The 15,840-nt window shown below is 54.0% G+C and carries 12 protein-coding genes and 1 tRNA gene; 12 read left to right on the top strand and 1 reads right to left on the bottom strand.

From position 1 onward, the window contains the following. The first annotated feature begins 121 nt into the window (after nt 1-121). From G497_RS0109030 to G497_RS20695, 5 genes are all read left to right on the top strand, one after another. Nucleotides 122-961: an LpxI family protein gene (locus G497_RS0109030; RefSeq protein ID WP_034637348.1), complete on the top strand. Its 840-nt coding sequence runs from the start codon at nt 122-124 to the stop codon at nt 959-961. A gap of 313 nt (nt 962-1,274) precedes the next feature. After that, complete coding sequence (gene thrC, locus G497_RS0109020) at nt 1,275-2,717, top strand: threonine synthase (protein ID WP_027187907.1); 1,443 nt, start codon at nt 1,275-1,277, stop codon at nt 2,715-2,717. A gap of 97 nt (nt 2,718-2,814) precedes the next feature. Further along, entirely contained in the window at nt 2,815-3,459 is a 645-nt protein-coding gene (locus G497_RS0109015) for an HAD family hydrolase (RefSeq protein WP_027187906.1), read from the top strand. Nucleotides 3,460-3,617: 158 nt separating this feature from the next. Beyond that, nucleotides 3,618-3,708 (top strand) — tRNA-Ser (locus G497_RS0109010). 301 nt (nt 3,709-4,009) lie between these two features. After that, nucleotides 4,010-4,132 carry a hypothetical protein gene (locus G497_RS20695; RefSeq protein ID WP_281171055.1) on the top strand — a complete coding sequence of 41 codons (123 nt, stop codon included), beginning with the start codon at nt 4,010-4,012 and terminating at the stop codon, nt 4,130-4,132. A gap of 143 nt (nt 4,133-4,275) precedes the next feature. Here the strand turns inward: G497_RS20695 and G497_RS17505 are convergent, their stop codons facing one another. Next, nucleotides 4,276-7,389 (bottom strand): sigma-54 interaction domain-containing protein, encoded by a 3,114-nt coding sequence (locus tag G497_RS17505; RefSeq protein WP_051257997.1) that lies wholly within the window; start codon nt 7,387-7,389, stop codon nt 4,276-4,278. A gap of 263 nt (nt 7,390-7,652) precedes the next feature. Between G497_RS17505 and G497_RS0108995 the strand changes: the two genes are divergently transcribed. The 7 genes from G497_RS0108995 to G497_RS0108965 all read left to right on the top strand — a co-directional run bounded on the left by G497_RS0108995 (nt 7,653) and on the right by G497_RS0108965 (nt 15,802). Next, nucleotides 7,653-9,344 (top strand): thiamine pyrophosphate-binding protein, encoded by a 1,692-nt coding sequence (locus G497_RS0108995; protein WP_027187905.1) that lies wholly within the window; start codon nt 7,653-7,655, stop codon nt 9,342-9,344. A 15-nt stretch (nt 9,345-9,359) separates the two neighbouring features. Beyond that, on the top strand, nt 9,360-10,094 hold the full coding sequence (locus G497_RS0108990) for an SDR family NAD(P)-dependent oxidoreductase (RefSeq protein ID WP_027187904.1): 735 nt from the start codon (nt 9,360-9,362) through the stop codon (nt 10,092-10,094). A 228-nt stretch (nt 10,095-10,322) separates the two neighbouring features. After that, nucleotides 10,323-10,775 carry a tripartite tricarboxylate transporter TctB family protein gene (locus G497_RS0108985; RefSeq protein ID WP_027187903.1) on the top strand — a complete coding sequence of 151 codons (453 nt, stop codon included), beginning with the start codon at nt 10,323-10,325 and terminating at the stop codon, nt 10,773-10,775. Nucleotides 10,776-10,881: 106 nt separating this feature from the next. Next, the gene (locus tag G497_RS0108980; RefSeq protein WP_245576373.1) at nt 10,882-12,318 is read left to right on the top strand and encodes a tripartite tricarboxylate transporter permease; all 1,437 of its coding nucleotides are present in this window, start codon (nt 10,882-10,884) and stop codon (nt 12,316-12,318) included. Nucleotides 12,319-12,343: 25 nt separating this feature from the next. After that, a complete protein-coding gene (locus G497_RS0108975) occupies nt 12,344-13,282 on the top strand; it encodes a Bug family tripartite tricarboxylate transporter substrate binding protein (protein ID WP_027187901.1) in 939 nt (312 codons plus the stop codon). Between the two features lie 109 nt (nt 13,283-13,391). Continuing rightward, nucleotides 13,392-14,165: an SDR family NAD(P)-dependent oxidoreductase gene (locus G497_RS0108970; protein WP_027187900.1), complete on the top strand. Its 774-nt coding sequence runs from the start codon at nt 13,392-13,394 to the stop codon at nt 14,163-14,165. Between the two features lie 2 nt (nt 14,166-14,167). Then, nucleotides 14,168-15,802, top strand: coding sequence for an FAD-binding protein (locus tag G497_RS0108965; RefSeq protein WP_027187899.1), 1,635 nt, complete (start codon nt 14,168-14,170; stop codon nt 15,800-15,802). Nucleotides 15,803-15,840 lie beyond the last annotated feature (38 nt).

The following is a 15,840-nucleotide window of genomic DNA, read 5'->3' as shown; positions in this document are numbered from 1 at the left end:
GCCGAAGCATGTATACCGCCGCTGGAGCGAAAGGAAGTCGAGCGAGGGCGGAGGGCGCAGGCGGCTAGCTGTCTGTTCATCTCCACGCAGCCCGAGCGGAGAAAAGCGAAAGGAAGGTAATGTGCAAACCATAGGTATTCTTGCCGGGTCAGGGCAATTTCCATTTTTGGTGGCCCAAGGGGCCAGGGCCAAGGGGTATAAGGTGGTGGCCTGTGGGTTTACCAACAATACCGACCCTGCCCTTGCCGAGCATGTGGACGCATTTACCATTTTGCCCCTTGGCAAGCTCAATGCGCAAATTGCCTTTTTCAAGCAGCATGGTGTCACCCAAGCCTGCATGGCCGGGGCCATTAACAAGCCCAGGGCGCTGGACGTTAAGCCTGATATGCGGGCGGCGCGGCTGTTGTTCCGTATTGCCCGCACCAAGGGCGACGACGCCATTTTGCGGGCCGTTGCAGCGGAATTGCAAGGCGAAGGCATTGAGCTGATAGGGGCAGAAACCCTTGCCCCTTCCCTGCGCAGCCCGGAAGGGGTGCTTACCCGTGGTACCATTAGCCAGGAAACCTGGGACGATATGCGCCACGGCTATGCCGCTGCCAAACATTTTGGGCAGATGGATGTGGGCCAGTGCATTATTGTAAAAAGTGGTATTGTGGTGGCGGTGGAAGCCATTGAAGGCACGGATGCTACCCTGACCCGCGCCGGGGAACTGGCAGGTGCTGGCTGCACTATGGTGAAAATTGCCAAGCCGGGGCAAGACACAAGGCTGGATTTGCCCTCCATTGGTGCAGGCACCGTGGCCTTACTGGTGAAGTATGGGTTCCGCGCCCTCGCCTATGAGGCGGGAAAGACGTTGTTTTTTGACCAGGGGGAAGGCATTCGCCTGGCGGAAAAGCACGGTATTGCCCTGGTGGGGGTGCCGGAGGATGCAGAAGGTTTTTTTGAGGGGCAAAAATCGTAAGGTTATTGCGGGAGAGAAAGGGGAAGCAGAGTGCTTCCCCTTTTTTTGTGAGTAAAGAGGAGAAAGGAGAGCGTTTTATGTGGCGTGCCGCCATGATAGCTTGTTTTGAGGTGTAACTGCATTACTTTTTGCACATCTCCACCTAGCCCGAGCGGATAATGACAGGGGTGGCAGAGCAGACAAAAGCCATTGACCCCTATGCAAAATGGGCGCATTATAAATGCCTTTGTTAAGGTCGCACAGCGCATGGTGTGCTGTGTACAACACACTCTTTCGTTGGGTGCCCTTGTTATGGGCCAGAAGGATTAAGGTTATGAGCGCACAGTTTCCCTCTTACCGTGGCACAATGAAGTATCGCTGTTTGAGCTGTAGTAGTACCTATGGCATTGATTCGCTCCTGTACACCTGCCCTGAATGCAAATCTGTTCTTATGCTGGAAGACACAAATTTCTCCTCCCTGCGGGCGCGTTCCGGCCGGGAATGGCGTGAGCTGTTTGATGCCCGTGCCGCTTCCAAGCGCACAGCCTTGCGGGGAATTTTCCGGTTCTACGAACTCATGGCCCCGGTAGTGGAAGAGCAAGACATTGTGTACCTTGGTGAAGGCAACACCCCGGTGGTGGAAGCTTCCCCCGCCCTGCAAGCCAAGGTGGGTGCCCGATTTGCCTTTAAAAACGATGGGCAAAACCCCAGCGCTTCTTTCAAAGACAGGGGCATGGCCTGTGCCTTCAGCTATTTGCGTGCCCTGGTGCGCCTGCAAGGCTGGGACGACGTGCTTACTGTGTGCGCTTCCACGGGCGACACTTCCGCCGCTGCCGCGCTGTATGCTTCGTACGTAGGTGCGCCGGTGAAGTCGGTGGTGCTTTTGCCCCATGGCAAGGTAACCCCCCAGCAGCTTGCCCAGCCGCTGGGCAGCGGGGCCACTGTGCTGGAATTGCCCGGCGTGTTTGACGACTGCATGAAGGTGGTGGAATTTTTGGCAGACCACTACCGTGTGGCCCTGCTCAACTCCAAAAACAGTTGGCGTATTTTGGGGCAGGAAAGCTACCCCTTTGAAGTGGCCCAGTGGTATGACTGGAACATGGAAAATATGTGCATATTTGTGCCTGTGGGCAACGCGGGCAACATTACGGCCATGATGAACGGCTTTTTGAAGCTGCACTACCTGGGCATAATTGAAACATTGCCCCGCCTTTTCGGGGTGCAGTCCCACCATGCCGACCCGGTATACCGCTACTACGCCGCGCCGGAAGCAACGCGCGAATACGCTCCGGTAAAGGTGCAGCCCAGCGTTGCCCAGGCCGCCATGATTGGCAACCCCGTGTCCTTCCCCCGTGTGCAGCACCTGGTAGACCGCTACAAAGCCATTGGCGGGGAGCGCTCCTTCCAGGTAATTCAGGTGACGGAACAGGCCATTATGGATGCCATGCTGGAAGCAAACCGCCACGGCCACATTGCCTGCACCCAGGGGGGCGAATGCCTTGCCGGGTTGCAAGGGGCCAAGGCCCTTGGCCTTGTGGATGAAAGCGAATTTTCTGTGCTGGACTCCACCGCCCATGCCTTGAAGTTTATGGACTTTCAGAACAAGTACTTTACCAACTCGCTGGATGCAGCTTTTGGTGTTACACCCAAAAAAGAACTGCAAAATGCCCCGGAACTGCTCTTGACCGAAGCAGAAAGCGCCACCCTTGGGGAAAGCGGGTTTGTGCTGGAATCATGCCGCCGCATTGCCGAGCGGCTCCAGCTTTCGGAAAAATAAAAGCACGCAACAGAGAGTATTGTCAGATGAATTTTATTGGGGAGGCTCTGCCTCCCCAATAAAATTCATTACACAACAGCCTCCAACAGGAAAAATCATGGCATTAGCCCTTATTGTGTTTGATTGTGACGGCGTGTTGCTGGAAAGTGTGGACGCCAAAACCCGCGCCTTTGCCCGTATTGGGCGTGACTTTGGGCAGGAAGCAGAAGACAGGCTGGTGCTGTTCCACGCCATGCATGGGGGGGTAAGCCGCCGGGAAAAGTTTGCCTGGCTGTTTACAGAAGTGCTGGGCCGAACCATTACGGATGCAGAGCAGGAAGCGTTGTGCACTAAGTTTGTGGACTATTGCTTTGACGAAATCCGCATTTGCAAGCTGGTGCCGGGGGTGGAAGAAGTGCTGCGCACGTGGCATGGCCGGGTGCCCATGTATGTGGCTTCCGGTGCACCGCATGACGAGCTGCACATTGTGCTGAAAGAACGCGGCCTGGCCCATTACTTCGAAGGCATTTTTGGCTCCCCTCCCGGTAAAACCGCCTTGCTGCGCAATATTGTAACGGCAACCGGGGCAGACCCTGCCCAAACCCTCATGATTGGTGACAGTCAAACAGACCTTTCTGCAGCGGAAGCCGTGGGAACGCTGTTTTACGGCAGGGGGGAATACTTCAAGTCTTCCGGCCAGCCCTGGCACCATGACCTTACCGCCCTGAATGCCCACCTACAGGCACTTGCCAGCGCAGAGTAAGCCCATGCTCTGAATGTAATCAGAGTACGCACAGCATATGGTCTAAAAAAGTGACGGGCACTGGCCTGCATCTTTGCAGGAAAATGTCTTGACAAAACAGCCTGCTCTACGCTAGTAAAGCTGTCTTGTGCACGTGGAATTCATTTTTGCGTGCCCGCGGAGAGGTGGCCGAGCGGCCGAAGGCGCTCCCCTGCTAAGGGAGTATACCTCATAAGGGTATCCGGAGTTCAAATCTCCGCCTCTCCGCCATATTTAAATCCGACCGAGTTCGGAAAAGTCTGAAAAGTGTTTCCTGGCAAGGGAATAAGCAAAGCAGATTGTCCGAACTCGGTTTGAAAAAACCATAGACAACCCACCTTTTTGGGGTACTTCTGGGGGAACGTAACCCCTTGCCAGGAGTGATTCCTCCCCCTTCTAAGAAATCTTCTCTTACAGACACAGCAATTCGCGGCGCAAAGCCCAACGACAAGCCCCTGAAACTATTTGATAGTAATGGGCTTTTTTTTTGTTTGTACCCATAGCTTGTTCCCCCCATTGTAAAGGAGGAAACATGGAAAAGAGTACAGATGTAAAATTGAGGAAGCTTGAAGACATTCCAGGGGAAGACAGCGAATTTCCTCTGGCTTCCGGTGGTTTTGCCGTGGAGCCAGTTATCCTTTTGGGAGAGTTGTAGTGGAGAAGAGTGGCAACACGCTCTCTTTTCTTGAAAAAGAGGTTGCTGTATTAACGGTTTTTGTTAAGCAGGCAGAATACTTCCACTATGAGGGTATGCCTTGAAAATGAAGAATAGTTGTCAATAATTGCGAGTATATCAGTTTATGAGGGTTTCAAGGACATGAATTTGGCATAAAAAGTAGACCGTTTCATGCCCAGTATTTTGAGGGCGCCTCGCTCTCCTGTTATTTTTCCTTCAGTTAATTTGAGCACATGCTGTACATACCTGCGTTGTAGGGTTTCAAGCGTAGGAAGGTCGGCTAGCAGATGTTGTTCTTCGCAGGGGTGGCTTTTGTTGCAAGCAAGGCTTTCGGTTGCAGTGCAGGGTTCAAGGCCATACTGCAACACTCCGCCCCTGTAAAGGATAACCGCCCGCTCCACCACGCTTTTTAATTCCCGTACATTACCAGGCCAGGCGTAGTTCATGAGAAGGGCCATATCTTTCGTTGTAGGAGAAGGAATAGAGCGATGATAGCGCCGTGCAAATCGGTCAAGGAACAGTTTGACCAGAAGGGGTATGTCTTCCTGGCGTTCTCGCAATGGTGGCAAGGTCAGGGGCACTACAGACATGCGGTAATACAAATCCTCCCGAAAACGCCCGGCTTGTACTTCGAGCCACAGGTTTTTGTTGGTAGCCCCTACTAAACGGAACTGGGAATGGACTTCCATGCGTCCCCCAACCCGCAAAAAACGTTTTTCCTGAAATACCCGCAGCAGCTTAACCTGCGTACTCCCTGGAATATCCGCCACTTCGTCAATAAAAAGTGTCCCTCCATGGGCCATTTCCGCAAGCCCTATTTTTTGTTTGTGGGCTCCGGTGAATGCACCTTTTTCATGGCCAAAAAATTCACTTTCAAAGAGATTTTCAGGAATGCTCGCCGGGTGCACAGGAACAAAAGGACCAGCCCTGCCACTACAATCATGAATATATCTGGCGAGCAATTCTTTACCCACCCCGGTTTCCCCCAGGATGAGAGCTGGAGCGTCTGTAGCCGCAACCTGCCTGCTTTTGGATATGACCTGCCGCATTACCGGGCTGCCGTGGTACAGGGTTTCTGGGCTATCCTGATACGGGATTGCTTTTGCCTGTTCCTGTGCCACGGCGTTGGGATGCTCTGTTCTGTTATGCCGCAGAGCCGTGCGTAGCTCTTGGGAAAAAATGTCTGCCACTTCCTTGCGGACTAGCGGAGAAACTGCCCGCAAAGCACGCAGGGCATACGTACTTTCAAGGTACAGGAACCAAAGGGTTCCATGCGCCACATGCAGCGGAACTATAAGGGAGACGAATCCTTCGTTTTCCAAAAGGGCCGGGGTTTCGCCTAGCTGTGGCAAAATTCGAAGGAGGCTGCCCGTAATGGCCCCGGTGCTCAGCTCCGCAGGCGTAATATTGCATGTGCTTTGTGCCTCAAGCACGCCAGGCTCGCGAACACGAAACAGGGCGGCACGTTCCGCTCCCAGTTCACAGCAGGCAATGTGGGTCATCTGGTGCAGAAACTGTTTCACATCTTGCCAGGGGGGGATAGACTCCAAAGCCATCCGGCAGTTTTCCGCCGGGTTCTCTTCCGGTGCTGGCGTGCCCAAAAGCCAGGATTGTCCGATTTTTACTTCATTGGTGGCACCATGGGCAGGCAGCATGATATGGGCCGTATGCGCAAGGCTGGACTGAAACCCATCTCCTTCCGGCTGTTCAAAAAAAGCGAGAGTGTGTAGTGCTTCCTCTTTTGCGGTTTGCGCCTTACTGGCTAGGCCTTGCTGGGCAAGGGCGTGGGCAATGTGCAGCTTTGTCCGGGCTGCTTCCAGCGGGTTTCCCACTTCCTCAAATAACTGTAAGCTTTGTTGCAAGAGCGTAACAACATGCTCTGCGGGTTCCCCCTTGCGCAGGCTGATAACGGCACGGGTGCGCAGGGCCGTTGCCAGCAAGTGCTTGTTGGGGCCTTCCAGTGCCCTGGCAAGTTCGTCATTCAGTACCATGCCGGGTACCGGGGGCAACCCCTGCTCATGAAACTCCAACAGCATGTCAAACATCCAGGGATAGGAATAAATAGGGCGGTTAAGTCCCTGGCGTTGGCCTGCGAGCATGGCATCCACAAGAGCCTGATGCGCCGCTTTTACCTGTCCTTTGCGAAAATGATAATACGCAAGTCCCCGCATGCCCCATATGTAAATTTTTGTTTCCGACTCCGGGTTTGCCTGGGAGATGACGCGGTCAATGAGTTCCAGCGCCTCTTCGCAGCGGTTCATATAGAGAAGGATCATAGAGAGTTGCGCTTCCCACCACATGGTTTTGAAGGTGTTTTGCGTTAATTCAGCCGTCCGCCGGGCAGATTCCAAAATGCCCACTGCCCGGTGAAAGTGCCCAAGGTAGACAGCCGCTGAACTGGTGTACAGTGAGAACATTTCTGTTTGAAAGCGACCTTTCCAAACCTGCGGGGCCCCTGCTGCCCCTTCAAAGGTGGTAAGCACTTTTTGAAAATTGCCTTCCCAAAAGGCGAACATGCCATGAAAATAATGCAGTTGGGTAATGGCATCTGTATCACACAGTTCGCTGAGTGCCCCTGTGCTTTCCTCACGCAAAAGGCGCAGGCGCACGGCAGAACATTCTGCTGCCATGTTTTCCAGGCAGGCCCCCAGCAAGCTGCACAGGGCCGCGGTGCGTTTGTCGCCCATATCCATGGCTACGCTTCGGGCGCGAATAACCAGTTGCCTGGCTTCATGGTGGAACATGGTGAGGTACATGGAAGTATCCGCCGCACCAAGCGCAAGCTCTACAAATCGACGCTTTTCTGCGGCTTTGTGTCCCTCGTCATTCCATTCCTGCAAATAGCCAATGCCCAGCCCAAGGCAGGCCACAGCAGCCGCAGAGGAAGCGTTGTCCAGAAAATGGTCGATGCGCTCAAAAATAATAGAACAACTTTCAAGGAAGTTGCCTGCTTCACGCAGGCGGAAACAGGCTGCAAGATTCCGTTCTTCCTCTTGACCGGGGAACAGTTTGCCCAAGGAAGGAAGGAGAGCAAGCGGCGTGATTGCAGTATAGCGTGTTCGTTCAGGCGTACCTGATGCGCTTACCAATTGCCGGTGTACAAGTTCCTTGAGGGCAGCCTCCACCAAAGGTTGTGGCATTTCCAGGGTCAGGGCCAGGCACATTGCGGAAAGCTTTCCCCCCAGTTCATGCAGGGCAATTGCCACCAGAGTGGCAACGGGTGAGAGGTCGGGCATAATGAACCTCCAGGCATAGATGGCATAGGTGCCAGACGTTGCTCTAGGTCTTGGGACGGAATAGAACTGTCCAGAAATAAGACGTGCTGTCTATTTTTAGGATAGTATCTTGTTTTTGGACAACTGTCCAAGTGTGTATTTTAATTAAAATACAATAAAATTAAACGTTTATAGTATTAAATTTTGGCATGTAAATTGCTTTTTATAGGGAAACTGTAACTTGTCAGGTATGTCGGCTACAACAGTACACCAAGGAGCAACTGATGAAGACCAATGAGAAATTGCTGGATACGCTGATTGAAAGCGGTGTAAAACGGGCATTTACTTTGCCGGGGTTGGGCATAACCTGGACATTACCTGCTTTTTATGACCGCAAGGATGCTATTGATTTGGTGCTGTGCCGCAGTGAGCAGGTGGCTTCTATCATGGCCCAGGCCACCGGGCGCATCACGGGCAAGCCCGGTGTGTTCATGGGGCAGGGCCCCTGGGTGGCAAGTACTGGGCAATTCGGTATTATTGAAGCGGCCTTTTCAGGCACACCCATGCTCGTCATTACGGATACCTCAGATTATGATGGCTATGGCTTGTATGGTTGTTACCAGAGCATGGTGGGTGGTTATGGCGCTTTGGACATTCAGGCGGTGCTGCGCCCCATTACTAAGTATTGCGCCTATGCCACAGAACCGGAAGACGTAGTCTACGGCGCACAAATGGCTTATAAGCACGCCTCGTTGCCGCGCAAAGGCCCGGCAGCCCTTATTATGAAAACCACCATCATCCGCCAGGAATTTCCCGAAAATCCACGCACGCCCATTTATCCTTCACAGGGGTATTATGCCTACACGGCTCCCAAGCCAGACAGCGAAGCTGTGGAACGCCTTGGTGCCATGCTGGATGCCGCCGCGTTGCCTGTTATTGTGGCTGGCAATGGCGTTTTTGGTTCTGGTATGGGTACTGCCTTGCTGGAACTGGCACGCAAGGCAGGCATTGCCATAGTAACAAGCTACCTTGGCAAAGGCACCGTGGATGAAAGTGCCGATATTTCATGCGGTATGCTTGGCACATGGGGCAACCCTGCTGCCAACCGCATGGTGCAAAAAGCCGACCTGGTATTAATGCTCGGGGCCAGCATGGGGCCGGATTATACCCGTTTTCGTGATCCCAAAATGATTCGCCCTGGCGAGCAAAAGCTGGTGCAGGTAGATGTTGACCCCCGCGCTGCCGGGTGGGTGTACCCCGTGGACCTTGCCATTACTGGTGACGTAGCAGACGTGGTGCCTATGCTCGCCCGCCGTGGCCTTTCCCCGGCAAAGCATACTGCACGACTGGAAGCTATAAAGAGCATCAAAGCACAGCAGTCTTACGACAATCCCCAGGGGTTCACTGCTGCGCCGGGCCGTGTTGCCAACATGGACGTGGTGCGCGACATGCAAAAGTTTATGGGCAAGGACGACATTATTACCCTGGATGCAGGGAACAGCCGTATTTGGTTTACCAATGCCCTGCGTGTACGCCATCAAAACCAGTTGCTGGCCCCCGGCGGGGCAGGGGGCATGGGCTGGGGCGGGCCTGCTGCCGCTGCCGCCAAGCTCGCATTACCGGAAAAACGCGTCACCTCTGTTTCAGGGGACGGCGGTTTTATGATGACAGCCGATGTGGTTGCCACGTGCGCCCAGCATAAGATAGGCGCAACCTTTGTAGTGATGAACAACAGCGGCCTTGGCATGGTGCGCGACAACATGGGGGCAAAGCGCATAGCGTGCGATTTTCCGGATGTGGACTTTGCCAAGATGTGTGAGGGCATGGGGGCCAAGGGCTATACCGTGACTGACCCCAAGATTTTTGGTGATGTGTTGCGCGAAGCGCATTCTCATGAAAATTGCCCGGTGGTCATTGATGTGAAAATCGATCCCAACGATTCCCACCGCCCCGCTTCCGATAACCAGCCCCTGTAGCCCCAAGGAGCCTTCATGCAATGTGATTTGCCAGTTGTTATTGTTACCGGGGCAGCCAATAATATTGGGCTTGCTTGTGCCCGGCGTTTTGCCGCCACCCACCAGGTGGTTATGGTTGACTTGGTTGATGCATCGGCAGAAGCCGCTGCCCTGCCCCATGCCCACGCTATGCGGGCAGACGTAAGCGACTTTGCTGCCTGTGTGCATTTGGTGGAGGAAGCGCAAAAATATGGCCGCCTTGAAGCCCTGGTACATTGCGCCGCCATTACCAAGCCTGCCTGTACAATATTGGAGATGCCTGTTGCGGAATGGGAGCAGGTTATCCGTGTGAACCTGACAGGGGCCTTCTTTTTGGCAAAAGCGTGTATTCCTGCCATGCAACAGCATGGGGGCAGCATGGTGCTGTTCACTTCACGTGCGGCAAAAACAGGTTTTGCCGCTCTTGGTGCCAATGCGGAAAAAACAAAGGCTCATTACTGCGCTTCCAAGGCCGGGGTTATTTCCCTGGTAAAGTCGCTGGCCCTTGAACTTGCCGGAAATAATATACGGGTGAATAGCGTGGCCCCTGGTCCAGTTTCCGGCACCATGATTCCCAAGGAACAGATTCCTGCCATTGCGGCGCGTGTGCCGTTAAAGCGGGTGGGTACCCCGGAAGATATGGCAGAAAGTGCCTGGTTTTTATGCTCCCCCGCAGCAAACTTCATTACCGGACATGTGCTTGATGTGAATGGCGGAACGCTTATGGATTAAGGGCGTAATGAGCCCTGGGGCAGAGTTTCGTTGGTGCTGCATAGCGTGTAGCGACTCTGCTCCGGGTACTGGTTTCGCGACGCTCTCTCTGCCACAGTTTCTTTTGGACAACCCGTTTCCTTTTGCTGCGCTTCACGCTAACTGCGGCACCACATAATAATTCAGCATTTTCATACTGCGGAGCTACTGCCAAGAAATACGTTTTCTTTACCACCGCCAGGAGGCAAAATGACCTTGATAAAAAGGAATATGCTCAGCGGATTCAGTATCGTTCTTGTTGCTCTTATTTTGTATTCTCAAACACTCAGTATGGGGGATGCCTTCCTGACAGAAGGTATTCATCCCATGGATTATCCCCGTGTGCTCATTGGCCTTTTGGCTGTTCTTGGCTTTATTATCGCCTTTAAGCCTTCTGCTTCCGCCTGTTCCACAGGTGAACATATCGCACCCATTACAAGCCGCACCCCCCTCATGCTATTGGCTCTGAGCCTGTATGCACTGCTATTTGTCTATGTCGGTTTTTATGTTTCCAGCGTCGTGGGGGCCTCTTGCTGTGCCTTGGTTATGGGCTGGAAGCGCTGCGGCCTGCTCTTGCTGGTGAACCTTGTGGGCGTTGCCTGCATCTGGCTGCTTTTCACCTACGCCTTAAAAATTCCTCTTCCTGTATTCCCGTGGTGGTAAACGCATCCGGTTTCCGAGTTCCATTTAATCCCAATATGAGGTGAATATGGATAGTTTACAAGGAGCCTTATCGGCATTGACTCCCTTGAACCTTGGAATGAATTTCATGGGCGTGCTTGTTGGAATGATAGTAGGGGCATTGCCGGGGCTTGGCTCTGTGGTGGCTATTACCGTGTGCTTGCCGTTTACGTTTGGCATGGATGCCGGTACCGCCATGGCACTGTTGCTGGGCGTGTATTGCGGTTCTATCTGCGGTGGTTCCATTTCCGCCATTCTCATTAACACGCCGGGCACTCCTCAATCTGCCTGTACCAGCCTGGACGGCTTCCCCATGGCAAAAGCGGGAAAGTCTGCCAAGGCCATTGGCTGGGCGCTTTCTGCTTCCATTGCAGGGGGTATTTTTTCCTGCCTTGTTCTTTCCATTGCCACCCCCACCCTGGCGGCTTTTGCCCTGGAATTCGGGGCGCTGGAAACATTTGCCCTGATACTTATGGGGCTGACATGCATTTCAAGCATTTCCGCTGGTAACCAGATGAAAGGGCTTGCCGCTGGTGTTATGGGGCTTTTGCTGGCCTGTGTGGGTGGTTCGCCCTTTTCCAGTGAAAGCCGTTTTACTTTTGGGTTGTTTTCGCTCAACAGCGGTATTGACCTTGTTCCCGTTATTGTGGGGGTGTTCGCGCTTTCTGAAGTGATAACCCGTGCTGAAAGCATGTTGTATGAGGGCCGGGTGGAGGCCACTTCCACAAGCGGGGTCACGCTGCCTTCCATGAAGGAATGGAGCGGCAGGTACTGGCTGCTGTTGAAGTCATCAATAATTGGCACGATTGTGGGCATTATGCCTGGTACAGGCGCGGCCACCGCTTCGTTCCTTAGTTATGGCGAGGCCAAGCGTTCTTCCCCTCGAAGGGAGAACTTCGGCAAAGGTGAGCCAGACAGTATTATTGCGGCAGAATCTGCCAACAATGCCGTGACTGGTGGGGCCATGGTGCCCACCCTTGCCCTGGGAATTCCCGGAGACCCGGTAACGGCTATAATGCTGGCCACATTTGCCATTCATGGCATCAGCCCTGGCGTGCGCCTGATGACGGAAAACCCAGGAATAGTTTACGGCACCTTTGCAGCCCTGGCCGTTGCCAACCTGCTCATGTACCCGGCTTGCGTCATTACCACCCGGTTATTCAATTATTTTCTTCGCCTGCCGGAACCCATTCTTATGGGCTTTGTGGTGGTTTTGTGCATTCTTGGTTCCTACGGCGCGCGGGGGAACATGGTGGATGTTGTGGTTACCATGGTGGCAGGGGTGCTGGCCTATGTGCTTCGCCGCCAGGGGTTCCCCATGCCCCCCATTGTTATCGGGCTGGTGCTTGGCCAGCAGTTTGAAATGAGCATTGGGCAAATGCTCTTGTTCAAGGGAACAGAATCCTGGCTATCGTTCCTTCTGTCCTCGCCCATTGCAATGGTTCTGTTCTTGTTTTCCGCAGGCATGATTGCGTTGCCTGTGTTGAGCGATACTGTAAAGCGGAAAAAGCAGACTTCATCATAGCTCACCTTTTTACTTGGAGGACTATATGATTCGAAGAATTTTTTGCCTTGCGCTCATGTTCGTAGTTACGTTGTGCACGGCTGCCCATGCCGCTTACCCTGACCACCCCATTACCCTGATTGTACCCTTTGGCGCAGGTGGTGGCACAGACGTGCCCGCCCGCCTGGTTGCCAACATGCTGGAAAAAAAGCTTGGGCAACCTATTGTGGTGCAAAATATTGTTGGGGGCAGCGGTACACAGGGCGTTGCCCAGATTACAGGGAGTAAGCCGGATGGCTATACCCTTGGGTATATCCCTGTGGGGACCGTATGCTTGCAGCCGCATACGCAAAAGTTGCCTTATGGCAAAGATTCTTTCACCTTTTTGGGCATGGTAACGCGCCAGCCCGTGGTGCTTATGTCTTCCAAAGTCGCGCCGTGGAAAAACCTTGAGGGCATGATTGAGGCAGTGCGTAAAAATCCCAACAAATATGTTGTGGCCATTACTGGAACAGCCAATATGACGCATGTTCCCGTGGTGGAACTGGCAGAAAAATTCGGCTTGCAGTTTCGTTATATCCCTTACCGCAGCACCCCTGAAATTATGAAAGATATGATTGCCGGACGAGTGCAATTGCATGCAGACGCCCCGGCAGCGCTTTCACAATTCGATGTATATGGCCTGGTGCAGTATGTGGATGTGCCTGTTGCCAACCTCAACATGCCCACTACCAAAGAAGTGGGGTTGGACAAGCCCATGGTGCACTGGCAGGGCATTATGGGCCCAAAGAACATGCCCGCAGAAGTAACGGGCACATTGGCAAAGGCCATTGAAGAAGTGGTTGCCAGCAAAGAATTTGCGGAAGAAGCGACCAAAATAAGTTCCGCTGCTTACTGGATGGGGCCAGAGGCATTCCAGAAGCAGTTTGATCAGGAATTTGAGTATTACGGTGGGGTTCTCAAGGAAATGCTCAGCAAAAAGTAATGTTGGTGGGGGGGAAGGTGCGGCGTGCCCTAGCCTCCCCCCGCACTCTTTGCAGCCTTGTTACTTCGTTTGATACTCATTAACGGTTGATATTGCGAGGGAGATCATTATGGACTGCACAGGGCTTACAGCCGTGGTGGTGGGCGGGGGGCAGGGAATAGGCAGGGAGATTTGCCTGAAGCTTGCCGCACAGGGGGCAGATATTGTGGTGGCAGATATTTCTGCGGGCACAGGAGGAGTGGCCGAAGAGGTGCGCCAAATAGGGCGCCAGGCTCTTGCCGTATATACGGACTTGCGCCAGGAAGCTTCTGTACAGGCTATGGCGAACAGTGCGGTGGAACGCTTTGGCACTGTCCATTGCCTAGTGAACAGTTCGGGCATTGTGGGTGGGCTGGGGCAAATAGATGAGTTTTCCCTGGAGGAATGGAATGAGTCGCTTTCTGTAAACCTCACAGGCATGTTTCTTACCTGTCGGTATCTGTTGCCCGGCCTGAAGCAACAGGGAGGAAGCATTGTGAATATTGCTTCTGTTGCAGGCAGGCGCCCATTAAAAGGCCGCAGCCCTTATTGCACCACCAAGGCTGCCGTGCTTGGGTTTACCCGCAGTCTGGCTATGGACCTTGGTGAATTTGGTATTCGGGTGAATGCGGTAAGCCCCGGCAGGGTGGAAGGGCCGCGCATTGAAAAGACACTGCACCACGGGGCCGCACAAGCGGGCATGGAGTTTGAGGATTATGTGGAACACCTGAAATCGCAAACACCCCTGCATACGTTTATCCCGCCGGGGGCAGTGGCAGATTCTGTGGCCTTTCTTTGTTCCCCGGCTTCTGCATTTATGACGGGTGCGGACCTGTTCGTAAATGCTGGTTCCTACATGGTGTAGCAATGGCAAAATCAACGTCCTCTTCTGGTGCTCCTGCCGTTATCGTTCTGGGTGGTGGCCTGGCCGGAATAACGGCGGCCCTTGCAGCCCGCAGTGCAGGAGCGGCTGTTTCCATGCTCAGCCTTGGGCCTGTGGGGCGCTCGGGCAATACCCTTGTGGCCGGGGGTATATCCAGTGCCACCAATGATGTGGAGAACCCCCCGGAACTTTTTCTGCACGATATCATGCAGTCTGGCCAAGGGGTAGGAAACTCCTCCCTGGCCAGGGTGCTTGCAGAAGAATCGTTCCCTGCCTTGCAACGAATGGAGGAGTTCGGCGTTGTCTTTGCGCGGGAAGGAGGCAAGCTGCTTCGGCGGTTGCCACCAGGGCACAGCGTACCCAGGAACATTCCCACAGATTGGGCAGGCGTGGCTTTTGCCATGCGGGGTATCACTTTTGTGAGGCCTTTGGCGGAACACCTCGCGGTGGAAGGAGTTGCCGTACATAACGGGTTTTGCGCGTTGCGCCTGCTCTGCACGGAAGGGCGCGTTACTGGTGTGCTTGTGGTGGAACGCAAAAGCGGGAAGTGTTTTTCGGTGCGGGCTGACGCTGTGGTACTTGCTACGGGGGGGTATGCCGGGCTGTTTTGGCGCACCAACAACGTGTCAGACAGTTATGGCGACGGTGTTGCCCTGGCCCTTGGGGCAGGTTGCACCGTGCGTGACATGGAAATGGTGCAGTTTCACCCCTGTATGATGTTTACCCCGGTAAAGCTGCCAGTGCTTGATTCCCTGTTCGGTGCCGGGGCGCTGCTGCGTAATAGCACGGGTGAAGCTTTCATGCCCCGGTACAGTAAAACCGGAAACATGGCCACGCGGGATGTTATGGCACGGGCAATTTTTCAGGAAGTTGCCGCCGGACGTGGTGTGAACGGTGGTGTTTACGTGGACTGTGGCAAAGTTCCCCACGCCGCCCTGGAAGGGCAATTTTCATTGTTCGGGCAGGTTCTGGCAAAACACGGCTTATGCCTTGGCAAGGACATGCTTGTTGCCGGGCCTTGTGCCCATTACAGCCTCGGCGGGGTAGTCATTGACCCGCAGGGCCGCACCACGGTGGCCGGGCTATATGCCGCGGGGGAAGTATGCGGCGGCGTTCACGGGGCCAACCGCCTGGCAGGAGGTTCTTTAATGGATGCCTGCGTGTTTGGATGGCGGGCAGGCCGTGCCGCGGTGGAAGATATGGCGGGGGCTGCAACACGCTCTGACAGTGTTTTCACATCGTTTTCAAATTGTATTGATGCAACTTCGGATGCCCTTTTCCAAGTAAAAGAGTGGACGCGGCAATTGCGTACCCTCATGTGGGAGCAGGTTTCTGTGGTGCGAACAGGCAAAGGCTTGCAGGCCGCCCTGGCCACTCTCCATGAGCTTGAGGGCGCTGCCAAGGTATTGTGGGCCAGCGTTGCGCGGGAAAAGTTCCTGCATAAATGTATGGTGGCCTCCTGCGTTGTGCGAAGTGCCCTTGCCCGGCAGGAGAGCCGAGGCGCTCATTACCGTGCGGATTTCCCGTTGCTTCAGGAAGAATATACAGGCCATACCCGCTGCCGTTTTGTGGAAGGTTTAGTGTCAGTGCAGTTTCAGGCCGAGGGTATGGGTTTGTAGCCTTGTCATAAATAAAGGAGTTTCCCATTGGCAGACGA

Source organism: Desulfovibrio cuneatus DSM 11391 (genome assembly GCF_000430005.1).
Lineage (GTDB): Bacteria > Desulfobacterota > Desulfovibrionia > Desulfovibrionales > Desulfovibrionaceae > Frigididesulfovibrio > Frigididesulfovibrio cuneatus.
The sequence above is the reverse complement of the archived record's forward strand: the minus strand, read 5'-3'. Positions and strand labels throughout refer to the sequence as shown.